Genomic DNA, 23,000 nt, shown 5'->3' with positions numbered 1-23,000 from the left:
TGATTAAACAAAGGAATGTATTTTGAAACCCTATCTCGGTGCCCTTTTTTCCTTGCTTGCTGTCGGCTGCAGCTCGACCTATCAACAAGCCGATGTACAAACGATGACCAATAAACTCGATGCCAGTCAGGGGGTACTCATTTCGCAACCCCAAGATGGGTCATATGAAACTACGCAGTATCAGAATTCGGGGCAAATGACGGCCCAGGCAATTTATGCGGCATTTTCCAAGAAGGCTCACAGAGTCGAGATCACGACCAGTTGTCATGGAGATCCTTGCCTGACCAACATTGAGCCGACTCAGTTCAGATATTATGTGAAACCCGTCATTCTACATTGGGAGGAACGGGCAACAGAATGGTCTGGAAAACCGGATGTAATTGAAATTCAGGTAGTTATCTACGATACCTTGAGCAAAAAGAGCATAGCCAACAGCTCATTTAAGGGAAAAAGCAAATGGGCTACATTTGGTGGCGATCATCCACAAGATCTGCTGCCGGAACCGACTGAAAAATACGTGAATGCTCTCTACTGACCATTTGAACCACCGGGACACAATCATGATCGACAAACTCGCCTGGCTGACCTTCAAGGATCAGCAACTACTCTGCGCCCGTTCCCACGGCAAGGCCATCTACTACATTCCCGGCGGAAAACGCGAGGCGGGAGAGAGCGATGAAGCGGCGCTGATGCGAGAAATCGAAGAGGAGCTGAGCGTGACCCTGCAAGCCGACACCTTGCGCCTTGCCTGCGAATTCAGCGCCCAGGCCGATGGCAAGCCTGAAGGCGTGCAGGTCCGATTGCGCTGTTACACCGGTGATGCCAGCGGTACACCTGTTGCCTCGGCCGAGATCGCCGAACTGCGCTGGCTCGATAGCCGCCACCTCGAACAGATTTCCCCCGTGTCCCGCCTGCTGTTCGCCTGGCTGGCAGAGCAAAACCTTATCCGCTAAGACGTGCGGCTGATGAACCCGTGGTGGGGCTGATGGACAAGCGTGATCCTGCGCACCCTGCAGAGGTGCCCGACTTGAAATCGGCATCAGAAAAGGCGAGTCTGACCAGTCATGCTGATGACACTGGATTGTATCTGTGCATTCAGCCGCAGCGGGCCAGACCCGCTGTCGTGACCACGTTTGACAAGGACTCTCGATGGACATAGTTGAGGTTGATACCACCCTGGGCATCAAGCCTGCGCTCATCACCCTGCTGCAAGACAGCGTGGCCAATGGCGCCTCGGTGGGATTTTTGCCGCCACTGACAGAAGATCAGGGACTGGGATACTGGCAAGGGATCGAGACTGAGCTGGCAGCGGGCAGGCGTCGGCTTTGGGTTGCCTTCGAGCAGCACCACCTGGTCGGGGCCCTGCAACTGGCGCTTTGCACCAAGGCAAATGGCCGCCACCGGGCCGAGGTAGAAAAACTGATGGTGCACAGCCACGCCCGTGGCAAGGGCGTCGGCCGCGCCCTGATGGCAGCCATGGAGCAAGGCGCCCGAGATAAGGGACGCACCCTGCTGGTGCTCGATACCCGGGTCGGCGACGTGGTATCCAGCCTCTATCGCCAGCTCGGTTATCAGGAAGTTGGCCAGATCCCGGACTTTGCCCGCAATGCCGACGGTACCCTGGCCGCCACCCTCTTCTTCTACAAGCAGCTCTGATGAGGCGCCCACTCTTTCCCCGGAGGGCGTATTGTGCTGCGGCGTGGCGCGCTTGTTCAAGCAGGGCACGCCCCTTTGCAAAAACAATCAAAAACGCCAGTTGATTAATTTTGACAAGGAGCCTGCGCCATTACCCCTTCACCTGATGGCGAGCGAGGCGTATGGTGTGGCAGGAAGACCCGTTTGCATACCTAACGGGTGTCACTCACTGCCTTGAGGAATCCTGCATGCCTATTCTGCCTCGTACCGTCACCTCCCCCAAAAAGTTCATCATAGGTCACGACCTTCTGCCTCAACTCCATTATCATGTGAAAGATTTTGGCGACAACGCCCTGCTCGTCAGCGATGAGTTCATCCTGGAGCGGGTGCGCGAAGAGGCGCTGGCCGGTCTGCTGCAAGCGGGCTTGAAAGGACGGGTCGAGAAGTTCAACTACGAATGCACCGATATCGAGATCCGTCGCCTCTGCGATCTCGCCGAACAGCAGGGTGCCAACGTGATCGTCGGTATCGGCGGCGGCAAGACCCTGGATGTGTCCAAGGCGGTTGCCTTCTACCTGCGCCGTCCCGTTGTGCTGTTCCCCACCATTGCCTCCACCGATGCGCCCTGTACCGCGCTGGCGGTAATTTACAATCAGGCGGGCGAGTTCGAGCGCTACCTGTTCCTCCCCCAGAACCCGGACGTGGTGATCGCCGATACCGCCATCATAGCGGCGGCCCCTGCCCGCTTCTTCGCCGCTGGCGTGGGGGATGCCCTTGCCACCTATTTCGAGGCCCGCGCCTGCTATCGGGCCGATGGCATCAACCTGGTGGGCAAGCGCCCCTCCCGTACCGGACTTGGCCTGGCAAAGCTCTGCTATGAGCTGCTGGGGGAAAACATAGAAATGGCGATGGATGCCATTCACCATCATGTCACCACACCGGCGCTCGAGCAGATCATTGAAGCCACCATCTACCTGAGCGGCGTCGGCGCCGAGGCCGGTGGTCTGGCGGCAGCCCATGCGGTCAACAACGGCATGTCGGTAGTACCTGACTTGCACCGTGCACAGCACGGGGAGAAGGTGGTATTCGGTCTGCTGACCCAGCTGGTGCTGGAGCGCGCCCCCCAGGCCGAGGTCGATGAGGTAATGCGCATCATCCAGGTTGCCGGTCTGCCCATGACCTTGCAGGAGATGGGGCTGACCCGTTTCATCGAGAGCGAGTGGCGCAAGGTGGCAGCGCTTGCCTGCGATCCCCTCGACACCATGGTCAATATGCCGATGGCCGTGAGCGAGCAGGATGTTTACAACGCCATGATAGCGGCCAACGCCATGGCCGAGCGCTATCGGGCCCGTTATCCACGGGATTGATCCGGGATAAAACCCCTTGATGATCGCCCAGGAACAAGGCCAGCCTGACGGCTGGCCTTGTCTGTTGTGGCCTGAACTGCTGAAATGACGCTTCCCCTCTCAAGACAAGGAGTCATCATGATATTGGAAGTCGCCCATCTGCAGGTTGTCCCGGGTCAGGCCGCCGCCTTCGAGCAGGCCTTTGGGCAAGCCCAGACCATCATCAGTGCCATGCCAGGGTACGCCGGGCACCAGTTGCAACGCTCGCTGACCGATCCTCACCGTTATCTGTTGCTGGTCAGCTGGCAGCGGCTCGAAGACCACACTCAGGGCTTTCGCGGCTCCGCTCAGTACCAGCAATGGAAGGCACTGCTGCACCATTTCTACGACCCCTTCCCCACAGTGGAACACTATCAAGGAGTGGAACACTGTCAGGCAGTCACGTGGGGAGTGAACACGGCAGCCCTGCCTGCCGTGTGATCATCGGCTCGCAAACCTGGATGATCAGGCCAACCGCTCGGCGCGCACCTTGATCACTGGCTCGGCAAACGCATCCTGAGCTGAAATCAGTTGCAGTTCGTAAGCCTCTGCCTGCCAGGTGTGCAGCATCACAGTGTCCACCGCCGCATTGGTTCGCTCAAAGGCAGTCACGGCATCGTAGCCGGTCTGCAGATTGGCCAGCATCAGAGCACTGATAAGATCCCCTACCCCCACTGGTTGGCGGGCAAACGCATAGAGCGGACGGGCGATCAGATAGTCGCCCTCGGGGGTGGCCAGCAGCATCTCGAAACGACCCGACTCCTGTGCGGCACGCCCCAGATGCTTGACCAGTACCATCTTGACCCCCTTGGCCAGCAGCTGATGGGCGGCCACCCGGGTCTGGGCCAGATCCGCCAGGTGGGTGTCACACAGTGTTTCCAGCTCCAGCAGGTTGGGTGCCATGATGTCGGCCACCGGCAGCGCCTGCTCGGTGAGAAAACGGGTGACGCCCGGGGCGACTATGCACCCCTTCTCCGGATGCCCCATGACGGGATCGCAGAAATAGATCGCATTGGGATTGGCGGCCTTGACCGCGGCCACCACCACCAGGATCTCGTCCCCCTGCTCGGCCGAGCCGAGATAACCGCTCAACACTGCGTCACACTGGCCCAGCACCTCGATATCACTCAACCCCTTTACCAGGGCGCTGATATGACCGGCAGGCATCGCCATCCCCTGCCAGCCCGCCACGTACTGGGTGTGGTTGGAGAACTGCACCGTGTTGACGGGCCACACCTCCATGCCGAGACGGCGCATGGGAAACACGGCGGCACTGTTACCGGCACAGCCAAACACCACGTGGGACTGGATAGAGAGAATGCGTTTCATCGACATCACCGCAGAGAAGATCAGGGAAAGGCGCAATATATCGGATGAGGAGATTGCACTTCTACTTTTGTGCGGCACAAACCGCTATTTAGCCCCGAAAATCACCATCAAACGGTGAATTTGTCATCACAATCCCACCCCATGCCCTGTCAGTGCCGTTTTAGCCCTGCCAGACCAGGGGCGGCTCCCCCTGGCTTGACCGAGTTTCACAGGGTGATCCCATGCTTTTGCTTGATGGCATATGAGAGCAATAAATCAGCATCTGGTCTGGCTGCGTGATGGCACTGAGGAAAGCAAAGAAAAACCTGGGCACCCTGTATAACACCCTGCAGAAAAGGAGCAGAACAAGGCCGAGAGGTCAGTACCCGGCCCTGCTTTCAAGGGCGCGCGAAGTGATAGACCCAGCCTTCATCCAGTACCATGTCGGCGGGCGCTTGTATCAGGGGTGGCAGCAGAGACACAGTCCCCTTGGCGGCGTATTGCAGCGCCATCAGGGCGCAGATGGCGGCGTCGTAGCGATCCGTGCCCGTCGCCAACTCTGCAGGCAGATGGGGTTGCAGCTCGGCCCTGACAGCGGATGCCTTGCCACCCACTTTGGCCAAAGCGGGATAGACCTCCAGCACGGCGCGATCGGCCTGATACTGCAGCTTGGGTACGAGTTGCAGATCCCCCAGCCGGGGTAGCATGGAGAGCGCCAGCGTGGCGTTGTTGCCGAGCCGGTCGAAGGTCGCGGAGAGGGGCTTCTTGCCATATTGCCGGTGCAGCCAGCGCTCGCAATCACGATAGGCATAAGGGTTGTCAATTTCGCGCTGGGGCACGGCGCACTCGGTCGCCCTCCCCGCCAGCAGATCGCCCAGGGCACGTGGAAAGGCGAGCGGCGCATCGATACCCAACGCCAGCTGCGGGCAAGCCAGCACCTGCATCAGGTTCATCTCGTCCTGCAGCGCCGGGCGCAGCAGGGCATCCAGATCCGGCGCCACCCGCGAGCTCAACCGGAACAGGGGCGACACCCCAAACCAGTGCAGGCGCTGCTCGCGTGCCTGCCAGCCCACCACGGCCACAGCCTGGGCATTGCCCTGCCAGCCTCTCACATCCCAGCCGATACCGATGGCGTCCATGTGTTCCATTGTCATGCCCGTGTCACCTCTGCGCGCTATCAATGGAGCACAGGGTAATGGCTGCAGCCCCTAAAGCAAGGCTGGGAGCCGGCCTTAGAAAGATTTCTTGAAATTGATCAGCGGCAGTATGGGGAAAATACCGTTCTCGGCGTAGTTGGCCAGACCGATCTGCAGCCCGTCCAGATGCTTGGTGGCATTGATGAAACCCAACTGGAAGGTGGTGCGTTCGGCATAGTTGACGAAGCCGACGTTGGCCAGAGCATTGCCCTTGGCGATGTTGACGGCGCCCCAGTTCAGGCCCTGCACATTGTTGGTCAGGTTGACGAAGCCAAGGTTTACCCCCTTGTCCTGTCCCTCGTGCCAGTTGACGGCATTGATGGCCACCCCATTGAACTGATGGCGCACCCGTCCGGCACCGAGGAAGACGCCAAGCTGCAGGCCGCTGAACTGATCCACATCGGAGAGGGCCAAGATGGGCAGATCTATCCCTTTTACCTGACCAGTGCGGCCATAGAGAAAGGAGGCTCTGGCGCCTTCGACCTGATGGGAGGCAGGCAGATTGACACCGGGCAGCGAGACCTGAATCGGGGTGCTGGCATGGGAGACAGCGCTCAGGGCTAAAGAACCACAGGCAAGCAAGAGGTGGGCAGGTTTCATCGGGGCTTTCCTTGACGGTCAGAGAGTGGCGCCAGCCTATCAGTACTGGCAGGAAGGAACGAGACCGGGCAGGCGTGGCTGCGTCATTCCCCGTCTGAATTCACTCGGCCACCTGGCCAGACCAGAATCAAAATTTAAGCAAAAATTAACATTTATATTATTTACATCAAGCCTCATTTGGTAACACAATGATCAAACGTGCGTTTGAACAGAGCAAACGACACGCAACGACTTCAGGATGTAGTCGAACGGATGTAACCAAAGAATGGGCCTGTCGGCCTTTTGCAATACCCTGCTGTCAACCACGGAGACGCGCGATGAATATGGACGTAATCAAGACCTTTACCGAGCAGATGCAAGGCTTTGCTGCCCCCCTCACCCGTTACAACCAGCTGCTGGCCAGCAATATTGAACAACTGACCCGGTTGCAGCTGGCTTCCGCCAATGCCTATGCCGAACTGGGATTGAGCCAGTTGCAGGCGGTTGGCAAGGTGCAGGATGCCCAGAGCCTGGCGGCCCTCGGCACTGTGCAGCTGGAAACCGCCAGCCAGCTATCCCGCCAGATGCTGGATGACATCCAGAAGCTCAATGCGCTGGGTCTGCAGTTCAAGGAAGAGCTGGATACCCTGGCGGCCGACGGCATCAAAAAGAGCACGGGCAAGGCCTGATATCCCCCTGGCTGCCCAATGCGGGCAGCCACATCTCCCCATGACCCGACACGACAGGCTCGCCCTGTCACGGGTGTGGGTGAAGGAGAGAACATGAGCCAATCATCTTACGGCCCGCTGTTCGAGGCCCTGGCCCACTATAACGACAAGTTGCTGGACATGGCCAAGGCACAGACGGAGCGCACGGCGCAGGCGCTGTTGCAGACCAATCTGGACGATCTGGGCCAGGTACTGGAACAGGGCACTCAGCAACCCTGGCAACTGATCAATGCCCAGATGAACTGGTGGCAGGATCAGCTCAAGCTGATGCAGCACACCCTGCTCAAAAGCGCAGGCCAGGAGAGCGAGCCGGTGATCACGCCCGAGCGCAGCGATCGCCGCTTCAAGGACGACGCCTGGCGTGACCAGCCCCTTTATGACTACCTCAAGCAATCCTATCTGCTGACCGCCAGGCACCTGCTGGCCTCGGTAGATGCGCTGGAAGGGGTGCCCCAGAAGAGCCGGGAGCGGCTGCGCTTTTTTACCCGTCAATATCTCAATGCCATGGCGCCCAGCAACTTTCTGGCCACCAACCCCGAGCTGCTCAGGCTCACCCTGGAATCCGACGGCCAGAATCTGGTGCGCGGACTGGCCCTGCTAGCCGAGGATCTGGAGCGCAGCGCCGATCAGCTCAACATCCGCCTGACCGATGAGTCCGCCTTCGAACTGGGGCGGGATCTGGCCTTGACGCCGGGCCGGGTGGTGCAACGCACCGAGCTCTACGAGCTTATCCAGTACAGCCCGACCACGGAAACCGTGGCCAGGACGCCGGTGCTGATAGTGCCGCCCTTCATCAACAAGTACTACATCATGGACATGCGGCCCCAGAACTCTCTGGTCGCCTGGCTGGTCGCCCAGGGCCAGACGGTATTCATGATCTCCTGGCGCAACCCGGGGGTGGAGCAGGCCAATGTCGATCTCGACGACTATGTGGTCGATGGCGTGATCGCCGCGCTGGATGGCGTGGAAGCGGCCACCGGCGAGCGTGAGGTGCACGGCATCGGTTACTGCATTGGCGGTACCGCCCTGTCGCTCGCCATGGGCTGGCTGGCGGCACGGCGCCAGAAACAGCGGGTGCGCTCCGCCACCCTGTTCACCACACTGCTCGATTTCTCCCAACCGGGGGAGCTTGGCATCTTCATCCACGAGCCCATCATAGCGGCGCTGGAGGCCCAGAATGAGGCCAAGGGCATCATGGATGGACGCCAGCTGGCGGTCTCCTTCAGCCTGCTGCGGGAAAACAGCCTCTACTGGAATTACTACATCGACAGCTACCTCAAGGGCCAGAGCCCGGTGGCGTTCGATCTGCTGCACTGGAACAGCGACAGCACCAATGTGGCGGGCAAGACCCACAACAGTCTGCTGCGCCGTCTCTATCTGGAGAACCAGCTGGTGAAGGGGGAGCTCAAGATCCGCAATACCCGCATCGACCTGGCCAAGGTGAAGACCCCTGTGCTGCTGGTCTCGGCCATGGACGATCACATCGCCCTCTGGCAGGGCACCTGGCAGGGCATGAAGCTGTTTGGCGGCGAGCAGCGCTTCATCCTGGCTGAATCGGGCCACATTGCCGGCATCATCAACCCGCCAGCGGCCAACAAGTACGGCTTCTGGCACAGCAATGCCGACAGTGACACCCCGGACGCCTGGCTTGAGCAGGCAACCCATCAAAGCGGCTCCTGGTGGCCCGAGATGGCGGCCTTCATCAAGGGGCGCGAAGAGAAGGCAACATCCGTACCCGCCCGCATCCCGAGCGAGGGACTGGAGGCGGCCCCCGGCGGTTACGTCAAGGTGCGGCTCAACCCTGTCTTTGCCAACACCCCGGAGGAGGAGCCCGCATGAACACACTCCCCCTTGAAATTGGGCAAAAAGCCAGCCTGACCAAACGGTTCGGCACAGCCGAAGTCGAGGCCTTCGCCGGCTTGTCGGAGGATTTCAATCCCCTGCACCTGGACTCGGCTTTTGCCGCCACCACGCCATTCGAGCGTCCCATAGTGCACGGCATGCTGCTGGCCAGCCTCTTCTCCGGGCTGCTGGGCCAGCAGTTACCGGGCAAGGGCGCCGTCTATCTGGGGCAGAGCCTCTCCTTCAAGCAGCCGGTATTTGTGGGAGATGAGGTGACGGCCGAGGTGGAGATCATCGCCATGCGCAGTGACAAGCCCATCATCACCCTGGCCACCCGCATCTTGGCCACTGGCGGCGCTCTGGCCGTGACCGGAGAAGCCGTGGTGAAGGTGGGCTGACTTCAATACTTGCACTCCCTGAGTCAGCCCGGCACCCGCCGGGCTGACGCTTGTCGTTCACACTGTCACGCTGCTTTTATGATGCCTTCTCTACCCCGCCCTTTCATTGCTGGCCTGAACTGCCTAAAATACTCGCCCTGCTGTTTCAACCATTCATCCATCTAGAGGATTTCCCATGGAGACGTTTCTGCTCGAAGGCCACCCCTTCGTTGCCTTGTGTGACCTTATCAAGCATCAGGGTTGGGCCGATTGTGGCGGCGCGGCCAAGGCGCTCGTCGCCGACGGTCTGGTGGAAGTGGACGGTCAGGTCGAGACCCGCAAACGCTGCAAGATAGTGGCCGAGCAAGTGGTCAACTTCAACGGCATGAAAGTCGTGGTGAAAGAGGGCGTGAGCCCTGAGATCCTCTGATCCCCGCAAGCACTACCAGCAGATCAGAAAAGTGGCCTAGCCAGTAGCTTGCATCCGCGACATGACAGTCGTGATGCAAGCGGAACCGAGCCAGAAGACCGGCCGCTTCCCTTCTGCCTGGAGGTGCAAGTGAGCCGGTTGCTGACTAGCTGGCCTTGATCGACAAGGTCAGCACAAAGCGCGCCATCGCCTCATCCCCATTCAGTGACGGGCAAGTCGCCACCACCTGGATGGGACGATTGACTCTCTGCCCCGTCGCCAATGATTCGTCGATCATGGCATCTATCTCTTCCCCGGCGGCGCAATCAAACTGTACATCCGCCTCGGGCCGCTTCAGAAACTCCCCCTGCACATCTTTAAAAGCAAAATGCACCTTCTTGCCCCTTGTCCGTCCCTTCTCCATTACCAGCAATCCCCCCACCAGATCGGCACCGGTTGCCAGGGCGCCGAAATACATGCTGCCCAGATGGTTGCGAGTACGCCAGCCAAGGGGAATGCGAATGCGCAGTGCCTTCGCATCCATCCGTTCGATCACGGGGGCACAAAAGCCGATAACGGGAATGTAGCGCCAGGCAAACAGCCGGAGCGCCAGATTGGCTTTGAAACGTTGCAGGTCCATATGCAAACTGATCCGATGAGTTAATGTAAACAGCATGTTGCCACGCAACCACCCTGCTCTACAAGGTTGCCGATCACGCTTCTGCTGCTTGTCGGTGAACACAAAAAAAGAGAGGGAGCCCTCGGGCTCCCTCTCTTTTTTACAACGGGCCTTGCGATCAGGCCCGTTTCTCTTCCAGCCAGGCCCCCTGACTCTGCATCTCGAACAGCTGGGCGTAGTGTCCTCCCTGCGTCATCAGCTCACCGTGGGTGCCCCGCTCATTTACCTGACCGCGGGAAAGCAGCAGGATCTCGTCGGCATCGACTATGGTCGAGAGCCGGTGAGCGATGGCGATGGTGGTGCGGCCACGGCGGGCTGCTGCCAGCGCCGTGGAGAGCGCCAGCTCGGTCTGGGAATCCACGCTGGCGGTGGCTTCATCCAGGATGAGGATGCGCGGATCCCCCACCAGGGCACGGGCGAAGGAGAGCAACTGCCGCTGACCGGCGGAGAGGTTCTTGCCCCCCTCCTCCATCAGGGTGTTGATCCCCTCTGGCAGGCTCATCACGAAATCCGCCAGTTGCACCTCGGTCAATGCCTGCCAGAGCCGTGCCTCATCGATGCCGTCACGGCCGAGCCGCAGGTTTTCCGCCAAAGTTCCAACGAAGATAAAGGGATCCTGCTGCACCAGACCTATGCTGCGGCGCACCGCCGCCAGCGACAGTTCAGCCATGGGATGATCATCGAAGCGGATGGTGCCCTGATCCAGCGGATAAAACCCCATCAACAGGCTGATGATGGTGGACTTGCCACTGCCGGTGTGACCCACCAGCGCCAGCATCTGGCCAGGGCGAGCGGCAAAGCTCACCTCCCGCAGCACCTGTTGCTGGCCATCGTAGGAGAAGCTCACCTGGTCAAAGCTGACCCGCCCCTGCAGGGACTGGGTCTCGCCATCCGTGCTCTCCCGCGACTCGTCGAGCAGGGCAAATACCCGCTCCCCGGCCACCATGGCCTGTTGCAGCTGGTTGAGCTGGTTGGTCATCTCGATGAGCGGCTCTATCATCCGTCCCAGATAGCTGATGAAGGCATAGAGTACCCCCACCTGGATGGCCCCACCGGCACTCAAGCCCTCGCGGGCAAACAGGGCCAACAGGCCGATCAACACCATCATGTAGAAGAGGTCGATAAGGGGGCGCAGCAGTATGCCGTTGATCTTGAGGCTCTTGAGGCGCGCCGACCAGTGCTGCTGGTTCACCTCGGCAAAAGCATTGGCAAAGTGGCGCTCCTGCACCATGGCCTGAATGACCGGCATTCCCTGCAGCGACTCATTGAGGCGGCTGTTGATGTCGGAGAGCAAGCTGCGGGTCGCCCGTACCACGGGCACGCTCAATTTCTGGTAGAGCCACATCACAGCCGCCACTGCCGGCAGCAAGCAGGCGCACACCAGCATCAACCGCACATCCAGCAGGGCCATGGAGATAAGGATGCCGCACAGCAGCACCACTTTTTGTACCAGCAGGCCGATCACCTGCACATAGAGGTTCATGATGGCCTCTGTGTCGTTGGTGATGCGGGAAATAAGCGAGCCGGAGCGATGTTGGTCAAAGTAGCGGGCCGGCAGCCGGATCGCGGTGGCAAACACTTGCTCGCGCAAGGTCTGCACCACAGCCTGGGCGATGCGGTTGAAACGCAGGGATTGCAGATAGAAACCCGCCGCCGAGAGCACTTGCAGGCCAAGATACCCAGCCGCGATGGCGGCAATGGGAGGCCACACCAGCTGGCGGGGTGCCAGATAGTCATCAATAAAGAGCTTGATGAGCAGAGGGCCGGCCACTTCGGCGCCGGTGGCCAGCAGCAGGCAGATCCCCGCCTGAACCAGCCAACGAGGATAACGGGCGCAATAAGCGAGCAGGCGTTTGATCGTTGGATTCACAGCGTCTCCCCACATCTTGTTTCAGACGCGAGTAACGGGCGCAACCAGGCAGTCAGTCGCCATTCAATGGTCGGGTTCACAAACTCTCCTCTACATCTTGTTCCAGTCGCTGGTAACGAACCATGTCTGCATACCAGCCGTTGTGGGCCATCAGGGCGCCATGGCGGCCCCGCTCGCTGATGTGGCCCTGCTCCAGCACCAGGATTTCGTCGGCCTGCTCCACTGCCGTCATGCGATGACTGACCAGGATCAGCGTGCGTCTATGGGCCTTGAGCGCTTGCAGTATCTGCTGCTCGGTATGGGCATCCACCGCCGACAAGGCATCATCCAGCACCAGGATAGGTGCCGCCAACAGCAGGGCGCGGGCAATGGAAAGTCGCTGTTTCTGACCACCGGAGAGGGTCACTCCCTTCTCCCCCACGTCGGTCTCATAGCCCTTGGGGAAGCGGCAGATGTCATCGTGCACACAGGCGATGCGCGCCACCCGCTCTATCTCCTCCTGGCTGGCATCGGGCCGGCCAAGGGCGATGTTGGCCGCTATGGTGGTGGAGAACAAAAACGGCTCCTGGGGCACATAGGCAAACTGGCCGCGCAGATCGCCAAGGGCCAGCTGCGCTATGGGCACTGCGCCCATGGTGAGCTCACCAGACGTGGGATTGGCAAGGCGCATCAACAGCTTGAGCAGCGAGCTCTTGCCAGCCCCGGTGCGCCCGACGATCCCCAGCATGCCACCGCTGTGGAGGGTGAAGTCGATATTGCGCAGCAAGGTGCGCTGCTCCAGCTGATAGCTCACCCCCTTGGCCTGGAGCGGGAAGGGAGAGACAAACATCGCCGGCTCCGTCGGCTCTTCGATATCGCTGCGCTCGGCCAGCATGCTCTCGATGCGTGAATAGGCGGCGCTGCCCCGCTCTATGATGTTGAACAGCCAGGCGATGGCAAACATGGGCCAGATGAGCTGACCCAGATACATGGTGAAACTGGTGAGCTCCCCCAGCGTCAGCTCGTCACGCACCACCAGCACGCTGCCACCGGCAACGGCGAGAAAGTAGGAGCAACCGATACAGAGGTAGATGACGGGGTCGAACTTGGCATCGATGCGGGCCACCGCCATGTTGCACGCCCCCGCCTGTCGGGTCAGTTCGGCAAAGCCCTTGTCTTCCAGGGATTCAACCGCATAAGACTTGAGCACCCGCACGCCAGAGAGCGCCTCCTGGGTCTTGTTGTTGAGACGGGAGAAGGCCCCCTGCGCCGCCTTGAACTCCTTGTAGATCTGGGTACCGAAGCGGTTCATGAAGAATGCCATCACAGGCAGGGGCAGCAGGGAGAGCAGGGTCAGCTGCCAGGAGTACTGGCTGCACATGATGGAGAGCACCAGCACCCCGACTATGATGGAGTCCACCAGGGTCAGCACCCCTTCCCCGGCTGTCATCTCGACCGCCTGGATATCGTTGGTGGCGTGAGCCATCAGATCGCCGGTGCGGTGGCGCTGGTAAAAATCGGGGCTCATGCGGGTGAAGTGGCTGAACAGTCGGTTGCGCAGCACATAGGCAAGCCGGTAGGAGGCACCAAACAACATGACCCGCCATACGTAGCGCAGCAGATAAATGAGCAGACCGAGCACAAACAGCCCCGCCAGATAGCCCATCAGGGTGTCGTTGTCGAGAGAACCTTTGGCGATGCCATCCACCACCCAACCCACCACTTTGGGCGGGATCACGGTCAACAGTGCCACCATCATCAGCAAGGAGATGGCGATCAGATAACGCCGCCACTGCTCCTTGAAGAACCAGCCCAGCCTTGAGAATACGCTCACGTAGATGTCCTTTGTCGCGGCCAGCCCAAGGCTGCCGCCCGTCACGGGGAAACGTAATGCAATCGCCCCCAGAAGGGGGCGATACGAGAGGGTCATGATAGCCTGAAGTGACTGGCTTGAGAATTATTGCTATTTGTCTCCCTACAATAAGCGATCATCTCGCTGCCCCACGGGGCTGTATGGTGATTCATGCTGCTCTCCGGTCAGCAGAAAGTGAGACACCTCCTCCCGGGTCTGACTGAATACCTGTTGCAGCTGCTCCAGATCCGGCTCGGTCAACTCCTCTTGCTGGCGCAGTCGCCACTCCAAATCACCGGCCATGATCTGCAGGCGAGCAGCGGAGATATTGGCGGACACCCCCTTCAGGGTATGCAACAGACGGCAGGCCACTTCGGGTTGCTGGCGACGCAGGGCGGAGCGGATCTCCCACAGATCATCCTTGTGCTCGGACATAAACAGCTTGAACAGGATTTGCAGCGCCTCCTTGTCTTGCTCCAGTCGTTTGAGGGCATCTTCCAGATCCAGTACTCCCATCAGATCAGGGGGTTTCACCTCTAGCGGGATCCGGCGCTCGCCGCTGGCGCTCTTCACCCACTGCAACAGGTTGTTGTAGAGATCCAGCTTGCTGACCGGTTTGGTGACATAACCGTTCATGCCGACACCGAGGCAACGCTCCCTGTCACCGGGCATGGCGCTGGCAGTCAGCGCTATGATGGGCACGTCATGCTTGTCGACCATCTTGCGGATCTGGCGGGTCGCATCCAACCCATCGAGTACCGGCATCTGCAAATCCATCAGGATGACGTCAAAAGGCTGCTCGGCTACCCGTTCGACCGCCTCACGCCCGTTACCTACCACGGTCACCACGGCATCGATCCGGCGCAAATACTCGATGATGAGTTGCTGGTTGACTCTGTTGTCCTCCGCCAGCAAGACCCGGACACCTTGCAGCAGCTCACGAAAGTGCTGCTGATCTCCCTGGGCTTCGGCCTGGCGGACCTGATGATCATGGGAGCTGCCATTGAGCAGCTCATCCACCTTGGCCAGCAGGGAATTCTCGGTCATGGGCTTGGGTAGAAAATGGGTTAGGCCCATGCTCTCCATCCGCCCGTGCAGCCCCTCCTTGGCCCAGGCACTGGTCATCAGAATAGGCAGTCGCCGCCACTGGCTGTGCTGGTACATTTCGAGGGCCAGATCCAGGCCATCCTCCTGCCCCATGCGCCAGTCCAGAATGGCCAGCCGGATATTCTGCCCCTCTTCCCGCAATAACTGACGCGCCCGGGAGAGGCTGTTGACAGCCACGACCCTGACACCGGCCCGGCCGAGAATATCCTTGGCCAGGTCCAGCACCAGTTCATTGTCATCCATCACCAGAATGAGCGGCTGATGCTCGAAAAAGACCCGGCGGCCCGATACCCCGTACACCGCCTTGGTCATGGGGATCTCGAACTGGAACACAGAGCCGGACCCCGGCTTGCTCTGCACAGTGATCTGCCCGCCCATCAGTTCGACCAGACGCTGGGAGATATTGAGGCCAAGACCTGATCCACCATATTTGCGGGTGTTACCCGCCTCCAGCTGGGTGAAAGGCTGGAACAGCTGGTCCTGCTTATCCTCGGCGATGCCGATCCCGGTATCCCGCACGCTGAAACGCACCCGCATGGGATGCTGGTTGACCAGGGTGATGGCCACTTCCACCTCGCCCCGCTCGGTAAACTTGATGGCGTTGTTGACCAGATTGACCAGTACCTGGCCCAGGCGCAGCGGATCGCCGCGCAGGAAATCGGGCACGGCCGGGGACTTGTTGATGATGACCTCGACCTGCTTGCGCTCGGCCAGATCGGCAAACATGCCGGCGAGCGAATCTATCTGCTCGCTCAAGTCAAAATCGATCTCTTCCAGGGTCAACTTGCCGGACTCCACCTTGGTCAAGTCCAGAATGTCGTTGATGAGCAGCAGCAAGGTATCTGACGAAGACTTTATCTTGCTGAGGTAATCCCGCTGCTGCTGATCCAGCTCGGTTTGCAGCGCCAGGGAACTGAAACCTATGATGGCATTCATGGGAGTGCGGATCTCGTGGCTCATGTTGGCCAGAAAATCGCTTTTTGCCTGCGCCAGCAAGCCGGTCTGGCGTGACAGCTCGCTCAACTTCTGGTTGCGACGCCACAGGGTCACCGCTACCAGCGCGAAGCAAACCATGGCACCCGCGAGCACCATCAGGTAGAAACGGCTCTTGAGGGAGGAGGCTTGCTCCATTTTGCTTTGTTTCCAGACCGACAAGCCATCCAGCTCATGCATGTCGATGACCTGGTTGCGCAACACATGGTAATCCACCACCTGACGGCTGACGTCCTCGCTCAACTGGGCAAGCCCGGCCACCTGGGGATACTCGGGATAGGCGGTCTTGAGTCGTTGCTGCAGCGCTTGCAGTTGTCGTTGCTCGCCCCTGTCCCAGCTGCGCTTGAGGTAGTGGCTGAGCTGCGCCAGTTCGACCAGATCAATGGCCAGCGCAGAGCTGGCAGGCAGGGTCGCCAGCAAGGCATTGAGCTGTTTCTGAAAAGGCTGCTCTATATACTGGATGGCCATCTCCATGGAGTAGAGCTTGGCCAGGTCCAGCAGGTAGCTGTCGATATCGTGCAGCAGAGATTGGGAGTTGGGACTATCGGCCGTATCCGGATCGTTGCGCACCTGGCGCACGAAGCTGTCCAGGTTGCTCGACAACTGGTTGAGGCGCTGCTGTACATTGCCGTCATTGGCTTTCTCGCGCCCCAGCAGATAAATAGTGTCGGTATTAACCCGATTGAGGATCAATTCCGCTGCCACACTCAGCTCGGAGGCCTTGTGTTGCTGGCTGAGCAGTTGCCAGCAATAGCCGGCAAACGCCAGCAGCGCGACGATGATCAGGCTCAGGACAACACGATTGACCCGTGTCACATTATTCATCCCGTCTCGATTCTCATGTCATGACCGTGTATCCGCCAACGGACCACTGGCTGTGAAAGATAACTGACTGCTATGTTACCGTTACTCTGCCCTGTCAGTGCAATAAAGATGTTGCAGGGCTTATGCTTACAGGAATCAATTATGTCATTTATCACTACATATTGTAGCCATTGCTTCACCAGAAACCGCCTGCCCGCCGAAAAAATGGATTCAAATGCGAAATGTGGCCGCTGCAAGTCCTCGCTGTTTGGCACCACCCCTGTCATCGGCCGTGAGGATCAATTCGATACCCTGATCCAATCCGACCTTCCTGTCGTGGTGGACTTCTGGGCCAGCTGGTGCGGACCATGCTTACAATTTTCACCAATTTTTCAGCAAGTTGCCAGCGAGCTTGAGCCCAACTTCCGTTTTGTCAAAGTCGACACGGAACAACAAGCTGCCATCGCAGCCCGTTACGCCATCCGCAGCATTCCCACCCTGATGATATTCAAGCAGGGCAAGATGGTGGCACAACGCAGCGGCTCTCTGCCCAAGAGCCTGTTCAAGGAGTGGGTGACCTCCGTCATTCAGCCTTAAATGATAAATAATTGTTTAATTTTTGTTTTTAAGTGTTTCTTGCCGATTTGACTCTGTGAGTCCCGGCATGGTTTGACGACTTTCCCCTGTTTCAAACAGGGGAATAATTGTAATCTCGGCAACACAACAACAACCATAAATTAACCGAGAGAACAATATGCACACATCGGCTGTACCCTCGACTACTCCATCTCGCTGGCTGGACATCAAATCCGGGATTGTCATCCTGGATGTGCTGTTGCTCTGTGCCATGCTGGCCTGGCTGCCGTTTGATCCCATGGTCAACAAGGGGCTGGGGATCCTGGTCTTCATCGCCATTCTCTGGCTGACCGAAGCCCTGCACGTCACCATCACGGCGCTGCTGGTGCCCCTGCTGGCCACAGTGCTCGGGGTGTTTGATATGGGCAAATCCCTCACCGACTTTGCCAACCCCATCCTGTTCCTGTTTTTCGGTGGTTTCGCCCTCGCAGCCGCCCTCTCCAAGCAGGGGCTGGATACCCTGATGGCAGGCAAGGTAATGCACCTGGCCAATGGCCATCTGGGTTGGGGTGTCATACTGCTGTTTACCATCACGGCGGCCATGTCCATGTGGATCAGCAACACGGCAACCACCGCCATGATGCTGCCGCTGGCCATTGGCATGCTGGCGCGTCTCGACAGCCAGCAGGATCGTGCCACCTTCGTCTTCGTGCTGCTGGGTATCGCCTATAGCGCCAGCATAGGCGGCATCGGCACCCTGGTCGGCAGCCCACCCAATGCCATCGCCGCCGCCCAGATGGGAATTGGCTTTACCGACTGGATGAAGTTTGGTGTGCCTGTGGTGCTGATCCTGATGCCTTGCGGCATTGCCCTGCTCTATCTGGTGACGCGTCCGCAGCTCAACCACAGAGTGGAGATCCAGGATGTCACCATCAACTGGACCCGCGAGCGCAAGGTAACCCTGGCTATCTTCCTGACTACGGTCGTACTCTGGATCGGCTCTCAACCCATTGCCAAGGCACTGGGGGGCATCCCGCAATTTGACACCCTGATCGCCATGGGTGCCATCATTGCCATCGCCGTCAGCCGGGTCGCCAGCTGGGATGACATCAATCAGAACACCGACTGGGGCGTGCTGATGTTGTTTGGTGGTGGCCTGACCCTGAGTGCCATTCTCAAGGCAACCGGTACCAGTGCCTTCCTGGCCAGTCACCTGTCGGCCGTATTGGCCGATGCCAATATCTTCATCATTCTGCTGATGCTGGCGGCATTCGTGGTGTTCCTGACCGAACTGGTCTCCAACACCGCCACCGCCGCCCTGCTCATCCCGCTGTTTGCCGGTGTTGCCGAAGCCCTGGGGGTTTCTCCTGTCGTCATGGCCGTGTTGATCGCCATAGGTGCTTCCTGCGCTTTCATGCTGCCGGTTGCCACCCCACCCAACGCCATCGTCTTCGCCAGCGGTCATATCCGCCAGAAGGAGATGATGAAATCCGGGATGGCCCTCAACATTGTCTTTGTCATTCTACTGGCGGTCCTGGCCTACTTTGTAGGCGACATTCTCTGATCCCCAAGTGGCCCTTGAAACAAAAAGCCCTCGCATTGCGAGGGCTTTTTCATATCAAGAAGTTATCAACCTTGTACGTTGCAGCTCTTCAGGTTCCAGATCCGATCCACGTAGTCCTGGATGGAACGGTCCGAGTTGAACTTGCCCATGGTAGCCGAATTGATGATGGCCTTCTTCGCCCACAGCGCCGGATCCCGGTACCAGGTATCGATGAGCTTGTGCGCATCGGAGTAGGAAGCAAAATCGGCCAGGGTCAGGTAGGGATCGCCCCCTTCCAGCAAGGAGCGCTTGATGGAGGAGAGTTCCCCCGGCTTGCCCGGCGTGAAATAGTCGGTGTCGAACCAATCCAGTACGGCCTTGAGCTCGGAGTTGGCATAGTAGAAATCGTACGGGTTGTAGCCGCGCGCCTTCAGAGACTTCACCTCATCCACGTTCAGACCGAAGATGGCGCAGTTTTCGGCACCCGCCTCTTCCGCGATCTCGATATTGGCCCCATCCAGCGTGCCTATGGTGATGGCGCCGTTCAGTGCCATCTTCATGTTGCCGGTACCGGAGGCTTCGTAACCGGCAGTGGAGATCTGCTCGGAGACATCGGCCGCCGGGATCAGCTTCTCGGCCAGACTCACGCGGTAGTTCGGCATGAACACCACTTTCAGCTTGCCCTGGATGCGAGCATCGTTGTTGACCCGCTCTGCCAGCTTGTTGATGGCGTAGATGATATCCTTGGCCAGCTTGTAACCGGGCGCCGCCTTGGAGCCGAAGATGAACACGCGCGGGTGCATGTCATAGTCAGGATTCGCCAGCAGACGACGGTAGAGCGCCATGATATGGATGAGGTTCAGCTGTTGGCGCTTGTACTCGTGCAGACGCTTGATCTGGACGTCGAAGATCGCCTCGGCACTCACATCGATGCCGGTTTCGGCCTTGATGACCTTGACCAGTTTCTCCTTGTTATGACGCTTGATGGTCATGAACTGCTGCTGGAATGCCTTGTCGTCGGCAAACTTGGTGACGGCGCGCAGCTTGTCGAGCTGCAGCGGCCACTCTTTGCCCACCACTTCGTTATAGAGCTCGGCCAGCTCGGGGTTGCAGGCCAGCAGCCAGCGACGTGGGGTCACGCCGTTGGTAACGTTGCACATCTTCTCTGGCCACAGCTCGGCGAACTCGGGGAAGAGATCCTCTTTCACCAGCTTGGAGTGGATCTCGGCCACACCGTTCACCTTGGACGAACCGATCACGCACAGGTTGCCCATGCGCACCTTGCGTACATCCCCTTCTTCGATGATGGAGAGCTTGGCCTTGATGCCATCGTTGCCTGGCCACTTGGGTTCGACCAGATCGCTCAGGAAGCGGGCATTGATCTCGTAAATGACTTCCAGGTGACGGGGCAGCACCTTCTCAAACAGGCTGACGGACCACTTCTCCAGCGCTTCCGGCAGCAGGGTATGGTTGGTGTAGGAGAAGACCCGATAGCAGATGGCCCAGGCGGCATCCCAGTTCAAGTCTTCCTCATCCACCAGCACCCGCATCAGCTCAGGGATAGCTACGGTCGGGTGGGTATCGTTGAGCTGAATGGCAATTTGCGCGGCAAAATTGCTGAAGTCACTGCCATGCACCCGCTTGTAGCGGCGCATGATGTCCTTGATGGAGCAGGCACAGAAGAAGTACTGCTGGATCAGGCGCAGCTCTTTGCCCGCATCTGTTTCATCATTCGGGTAGAGCACCTTGGAGATGGTTTCGGCCTGGGCTTTTTCAGCCTGGGAATCGATGTAACCACCGGCGTTGAACACGTCCCAGTCGAAAAACTCGGAGGCGCGGGATTCCCACAGACGCAGGATATTGACGGTGTGACCGCCAAAGCCCACCACAGGGATATCCCAAGGCACCCCTTTGATCTTGCGGCCTGCGTGCCATACCTTCTTCAGGCCCCCCTTGTCGCCGAACACGGTTTCCACATAGCCGTAGAGCGGGATCTCCTGCACAGATTCCGGGCGGCAGATCTCCCAGGGATTGCCATATTCACGCCAGGAGTCCGGGCGTTCGATCTGGCGACCATCCTTAATCTCCTGACGGAACAGGCCGTGCTCGTAATGGATGCCATAACCGACAGCCGGGTAGTTCAGGGTGGCCAGGGAGTCGATGAAACAGGCGGCCAGACGACCCAGGCCGCCGTTGCCGAGCGCCATGTCCGGCTCTTGTTCACACAAATCGGTCAGTTCCAGACCGAGTTCACCCAGCGCCTCTTCACACACTTTGTACAGGGAGAGGTTGTGCAGGTTGTTGGAGGTCAAACGCCCCATCAGAAATTCAGCAGAGAGATAGTGAATCGCACGAGTATCTTTCTTGAAATGAGTCTGCTGAGTACGGGTCAGGCGCTCGTACACCTGTTCGTTGACGGCGGCTGCGGTCGCTTTCCACCACGCTTCTGGCGAGGCTTTCTGTTCGCTTGTACCCAAGGTAGAACGCAGGTGATGCACGATACTCGCCTTGAGCTGATCTTTATCCAGTTGGAGATCCTGGTCTGTCTTCTTCTTGGTAGCCATAAACCATTTCCTTCGTTACAGAATAATAAAATTGTTATCCCATCAGGGACCGGTGCTGTTGTTATCTCAGAATATGTTCCGGCGTGGGCATACTAGCTAAAGCCGATAGTTTAAAAGTTAACGCAAGTCACACTTTAACGTATAAAAATGACAGTTCAAGCTTGAAAACCCTTTCCTGAAACTTATTAATCAGGAATGCTAATTTCATTTAAAATCAGCAACTTAACAAATAAATGCAAATATAAATCCGTGAATAGGTTTTCAATCATTGCCAAGTACTGAAAATCCATGAAAATAACTGAAAATTCAGCGCACATTGAAAACGATTTCAATGTGCGCTGTTCATAAAGCAAGATTGGCCCCCCGATGACGACGATCGACTCCCCTTCAACCATGGGCCTTGAACTGATTGCTCATGGGGTCGTAGTGATAGCCTATCTGCATTAACCGGGTCGCCAGTTGATCCTCCGTCATGTCGTAATAAGCCAGTAGCTCCTCCAGGCCATCACACTCCAGGCGCAGCTTTTCATTGATGATCCCGAGCAGGATATTGGCATCCAGCCGTTGCAAGGTACTGACGTCCATCTTCATCTCTCCTCTTCATCCAGATACTGTATAACCATGGGCGCCACCTCCCGCTTTGTCCACAGCCTAAAAAACAAGCGCCCCGGTAAAAATAAAATATCTTTTACAATCAATAATATGAGTTCATCCCCTGCCAGCTTGATCACATTTTTGGCCATAAATGGCTTGTCACTGACCTGAGTTGCAACTACTGTATGCACATACAGCATGGTTATCCATACAGGACAAACATATGAGCCAGCCCATGAGTCACCTCCCTTTCGCCGCGTCTGTCAGCATGAGCAATCCCTGGCCAACCCGCCATCAAAGCAAGGTGGAAGAAGCGTGCCACACCGCGCCTGCCAACGATGAGCTGCCATTGCTTGATGAGCTGGTGAGGTTGAGCCATGGCGACACGGGCTGGATCCTGCTGATTGCCCCGCCAGGCCTGCCAGTGGCCAAACAGCTGCAGGCTCAGGGGATCAACCCCGCTCGGGTGCTGGTGGTTCACAGCCCCAAGATCAAGAACTGGCAGCTAATGCTGGAGCAGAGTCTGGGCAATGGTCACTGCGCAGCCGTCTTGACCTGGCTGCCTGCACAGGTTTCGCTGGATCGCGTCAAGCTGAGCAAACTGGGGCAACGCTTCGGGGTGCTGACCCGCTTTTTCGAGCCTGCAGGAACGCTACTCCCCGTGCACAGCGGCCCGCTGGCCTACGGCGGACAGGATGTCTACCTCAACCACTGATGGTCCAGAACAGCCTGGAGACTCGGAATCGCCGTGAAGAAATGGACCAAGGGGAGAAGGGATCAGGCAAGAGCGCCAGAAAAGGGCAATCGAAGAGTGACCAAGCAGAAGTGACCCGTCTGGTCTGTGCACCTGAACCAGTACCAACGCCAACCTGCGGGGCGATAGAAAAAGGCGACCCTGAGGTTAATGCCAGTCAGTTAAGCCTGACTGGCATTGTTTTTATTGGCTTTTTTTACACTGTATTTCTGTGGCCTTGGCTTCA

General features: G+C 58.4%; 23 protein-coding genes. 13 read left to right on the top strand and 10 right to left on the bottom strand.

Features of this window, described 5'->3' with window-relative positions; translation table 11 throughout:
* Nucleotides 1–22 precede the first annotated feature (22 nt).
* The 5 genes from OKC28_RS16430 (at nucleotide 23) to OKC28_RS16410 (ending at nucleotide 3,461) form a co-directional block, all read left to right on the top strand.
* Entirely contained in the window at nucleotides 23–535 is a 513-nt protein-coding gene (locus tag OKC28_RS16430) for a DUF4823 domain-containing protein (protein ID WP_021138296.1), read from the top strand.
* Between the two features lie 25 nt (nucleotides 536–560).
* Entirely contained in the window at nucleotides 561–953 is a 393-nt protein-coding gene (locus OKC28_RS16425) for an NUDIX hydrolase (RefSeq protein ID WP_096119579.1), read from the top strand.
* Between the two features lie 196 nt (nucleotides 954–1,149).
* On the top strand, nucleotides 1,150–1,656 hold the full coding sequence (locus OKC28_RS16420) for a GNAT family N-acetyltransferase (RefSeq protein WP_256688272.1): 507 nt from the start codon (nucleotides 1,150–1,152) through the stop codon (nucleotides 1,654–1,656).
* 227 nt (nucleotides 1,657–1,883) lie between these two features.
* The gene (locus OKC28_RS16415; protein ID WP_256688271.1) at nucleotides 1,884–3,002 is read left to right on the top strand and encodes a glycerol dehydrogenase; all 1,119 of its coding nucleotides are present in this window, start codon (nucleotides 1,884–1,886) and stop codon (nucleotides 3,000–3,002) included.
* Nucleotides 3,003–3,119: 117 nt separating this feature from the next.
* Nucleotides 3,120–3,461 (top strand): antibiotic biosynthesis monooxygenase family protein, encoded by a 342-nt coding sequence (locus OKC28_RS16410; protein WP_256688270.1) that lies wholly within the window; start codon nucleotides 3,120–3,122, stop codon nucleotides 3,459–3,461.
* 24 nt (nucleotides 3,462–3,485) lie between these two features.
* On the opposite strand, the gene pdxY is transcribed toward OKC28_RS16410, so the two are convergent.
* From pdxY to OKC28_RS16395, 3 genes are all read right to left on the bottom strand, one after another.
* Nucleotides 3,486–4,349 carry a pyridoxal kinase PdxY gene (pdxY, locus tag OKC28_RS16405; RefSeq protein ID WP_256688269.1) on the bottom strand — a complete coding sequence of 288 codons (864 nt, stop codon included), beginning with the start codon at nucleotides 4,347–4,349 and terminating at the stop codon, nucleotides 3,486–3,488.
* Between the two features lie 377 nt (nucleotides 4,350–4,726).
* Nucleotides 4,727–5,482, bottom strand: coding sequence for a DUF429 domain-containing protein (locus OKC28_RS16400; protein ID WP_256688268.1), 756 nt, complete (start codon nucleotides 5,480–5,482; stop codon nucleotides 4,727–4,729).
* A gap of 78 nt (nucleotides 5,483–5,560) precedes the next feature.
* Entirely contained in the window at nucleotides 5,561–6,124 is a 564-nt protein-coding gene (locus OKC28_RS16395) for a VC2662 family protein (protein WP_005311053.1), read from the bottom strand.
* A gap of 317 nt (nucleotides 6,125–6,441) precedes the next feature.
* Between OKC28_RS16395 and OKC28_RS16390 the strand changes: the two genes are divergently transcribed.
* From OKC28_RS16390 to ybcJ, 4 genes are all read left to right on the top strand, one after another.
* Nucleotides 6,442–6,792 (top strand): phasin family protein, encoded by a 351-nt coding sequence (locus tag OKC28_RS16390; RefSeq protein ID WP_021138288.1) that lies wholly within the window; start codon nucleotides 6,442–6,444, stop codon nucleotides 6,790–6,792.
* A 93-nt stretch (nucleotides 6,793–6,885) separates the two neighbouring features.
* Nucleotides 6,886–8,670, top strand: a complete 1,785-nt coding sequence (locus OKC28_RS16385; protein WP_270690368.1) for a class I poly(R)-hydroxyalkanoic acid synthase — start codon at nucleotides 6,886–6,888, stop codon at nucleotides 8,668–8,670.
* Nucleotides 8,667–9,071: a MaoC family dehydratase gene (locus OKC28_RS16380; protein WP_021138287.1), complete on the top strand. Its 405-nt coding sequence runs from the start codon at nucleotides 8,667–8,669 to the stop codon at nucleotides 9,069–9,071. The genes OKC28_RS16385 and OKC28_RS16380 overlap by 4 nt, the downstream gene beginning before the upstream one ends.
* A 175-nt stretch (nucleotides 9,072–9,246) precedes the next feature.
* Nucleotides 9,247–9,480 carry a ribosome-associated protein YbcJ gene (gene ybcJ, locus OKC28_RS16375; RefSeq protein ID WP_005311045.1) on the top strand — a complete coding sequence of 78 codons (234 nt, stop codon included), beginning with the start codon at nucleotides 9,247–9,249 and terminating at the stop codon, nucleotides 9,478–9,480.
* Nucleotides 9,481–9,625: 145 nt separating this feature from the next.
* On the opposite strand, the gene OKC28_RS16370 is transcribed toward ybcJ, so the two are convergent.
* The 4 genes from OKC28_RS16370 to OKC28_RS16355 all read right to left on the bottom strand — a co-directional run bounded on the left by OKC28_RS16370 (nucleotide 9,626) and on the right by OKC28_RS16355 (nucleotide 16,764).
* Nucleotides 9,626–10,099, bottom strand: coding sequence for a DUF4442 domain-containing protein (locus OKC28_RS16370; protein ID WP_058394447.1), 474 nt, complete (start codon nucleotides 10,097–10,099; stop codon nucleotides 9,626–9,628).
* Nucleotides 10,100–10,256: 157 nt separating this feature from the next.
* Nucleotides 10,257–12,008, bottom strand: coding sequence for an ABC transporter transmembrane domain-containing protein (locus OKC28_RS16365; protein ID WP_270690364.1), 1,752 nt, complete (start codon nucleotides 12,006–12,008; stop codon nucleotides 10,257–10,259).
* Nucleotides 12,009–12,084: 76 nt separating this feature from the next.
* Nucleotides 12,085–13,821 carry an ABC transporter transmembrane domain-containing protein gene (locus tag OKC28_RS16360; protein ID WP_256688265.1) on the bottom strand — a complete coding sequence of 579 codons (1,737 nt, stop codon included), beginning with the start codon at nucleotides 13,819–13,821 and terminating at the stop codon, nucleotides 12,085–12,087.
* Between the two features lie 141 nt (nucleotides 13,822–13,962).
* Nucleotides 13,963–16,764, bottom strand: coding sequence for a response regulator (locus OKC28_RS16355; RefSeq protein WP_096119589.1), 2,802 nt, complete (start codon nucleotides 16,762–16,764; stop codon nucleotides 13,963–13,965).
* A gap of 141 nt (nucleotides 16,765–16,905) precedes the next feature.
* Between OKC28_RS16355 and trxC the strand changes: the two genes are divergently transcribed.
* Nucleotides 16,906–17,340, top strand: coding sequence for a thioredoxin TrxC (gene trxC, locus OKC28_RS16350; RefSeq protein ID WP_034523445.1), 435 nt, complete (start codon nucleotides 16,906–16,908; stop codon nucleotides 17,338–17,340).
* Between the two features lie 157 nt (nucleotides 17,341–17,497).
* Nucleotides 17,498–18,883: an SLC13 family permease gene (locus OKC28_RS16345; RefSeq protein WP_256688264.1), complete on the top strand. Its 1,386-nt coding sequence runs from the start codon at nucleotides 17,498–17,500 to the stop codon at nucleotides 18,881–18,883.
* Between the two features lie 65 nt (nucleotides 18,884–18,948).
* Here OKC28_RS16345 and OKC28_RS16340 read toward each other — a convergent pair whose 3' ends face one another.
* The 3 genes from OKC28_RS16340 to OKC28_RS16330 all read right to left on the bottom strand — a co-directional run bounded on the left by OKC28_RS16340 (nucleotide 18,949) and on the right by OKC28_RS16330 (nucleotide 22,220).
* Entirely contained in the window at nucleotides 18,949–21,426 is a 2,478-nt protein-coding gene (locus tag OKC28_RS16340; protein ID WP_256688263.1) for a glycogen/starch/alpha-glucan phosphorylase, read from the bottom strand.
* 387 nt (nucleotides 21,427–21,813) lie between these two features.
* On the bottom strand, nucleotides 21,814–22,011 hold the full coding sequence (locus OKC28_RS16335; RefSeq protein ID WP_005311031.1) for a DUF4250 domain-containing protein: 198 nt from the start codon (nucleotides 22,009–22,011) through the stop codon (nucleotides 21,814–21,816).
* A 2-nt stretch (nucleotides 22,012–22,013) separates the two neighbouring features.
* Entirely contained in the window at nucleotides 22,014–22,220 is a 207-nt protein-coding gene (locus OKC28_RS16330) for a hypothetical protein (RefSeq protein ID WP_256688262.1), read from the bottom strand.
* A gap of 23 nt (nucleotides 22,221–22,243) precedes the next feature.
* Here OKC28_RS16330 and OKC28_RS16325 point away from each other — a divergent pair, with 23 nt between their 5' ends.
* Together OKC28_RS16325 and OKC28_RS16320 are read left to right on the top strand one after the other, a co-directional pair.
* Nucleotides 22,244–22,735, top strand: coding sequence for a cell division inhibitor SulA (locus OKC28_RS16325; RefSeq protein WP_099993470.1), 492 nt, complete (start codon nucleotides 22,244–22,246; stop codon nucleotides 22,733–22,735).
* Nucleotides 22,735–23,000 (top strand): hypothetical protein (locus tag OKC28_RS16320; RefSeq protein WP_270690356.1); only part of this gene is annotated, 266 nt, incomplete at its 3' end. The genes OKC28_RS16325 and OKC28_RS16320, both read left to right, overlap by 1 nt.

Source organism: Aeromonas sp. D3, assembly GCF_027705025.1.
In the GTDB taxonomy this organism is placed as follows: domain Bacteria; phylum Pseudomonadota; class Gammaproteobacteria; order Enterobacterales; family Aeromonadaceae; genus Aeromonas; species Aeromonas salmonicida.
Note: the sequence above shows the minus strand (reverse complement) of the source record. Positions and strands in the feature narration are given on the sequence as shown.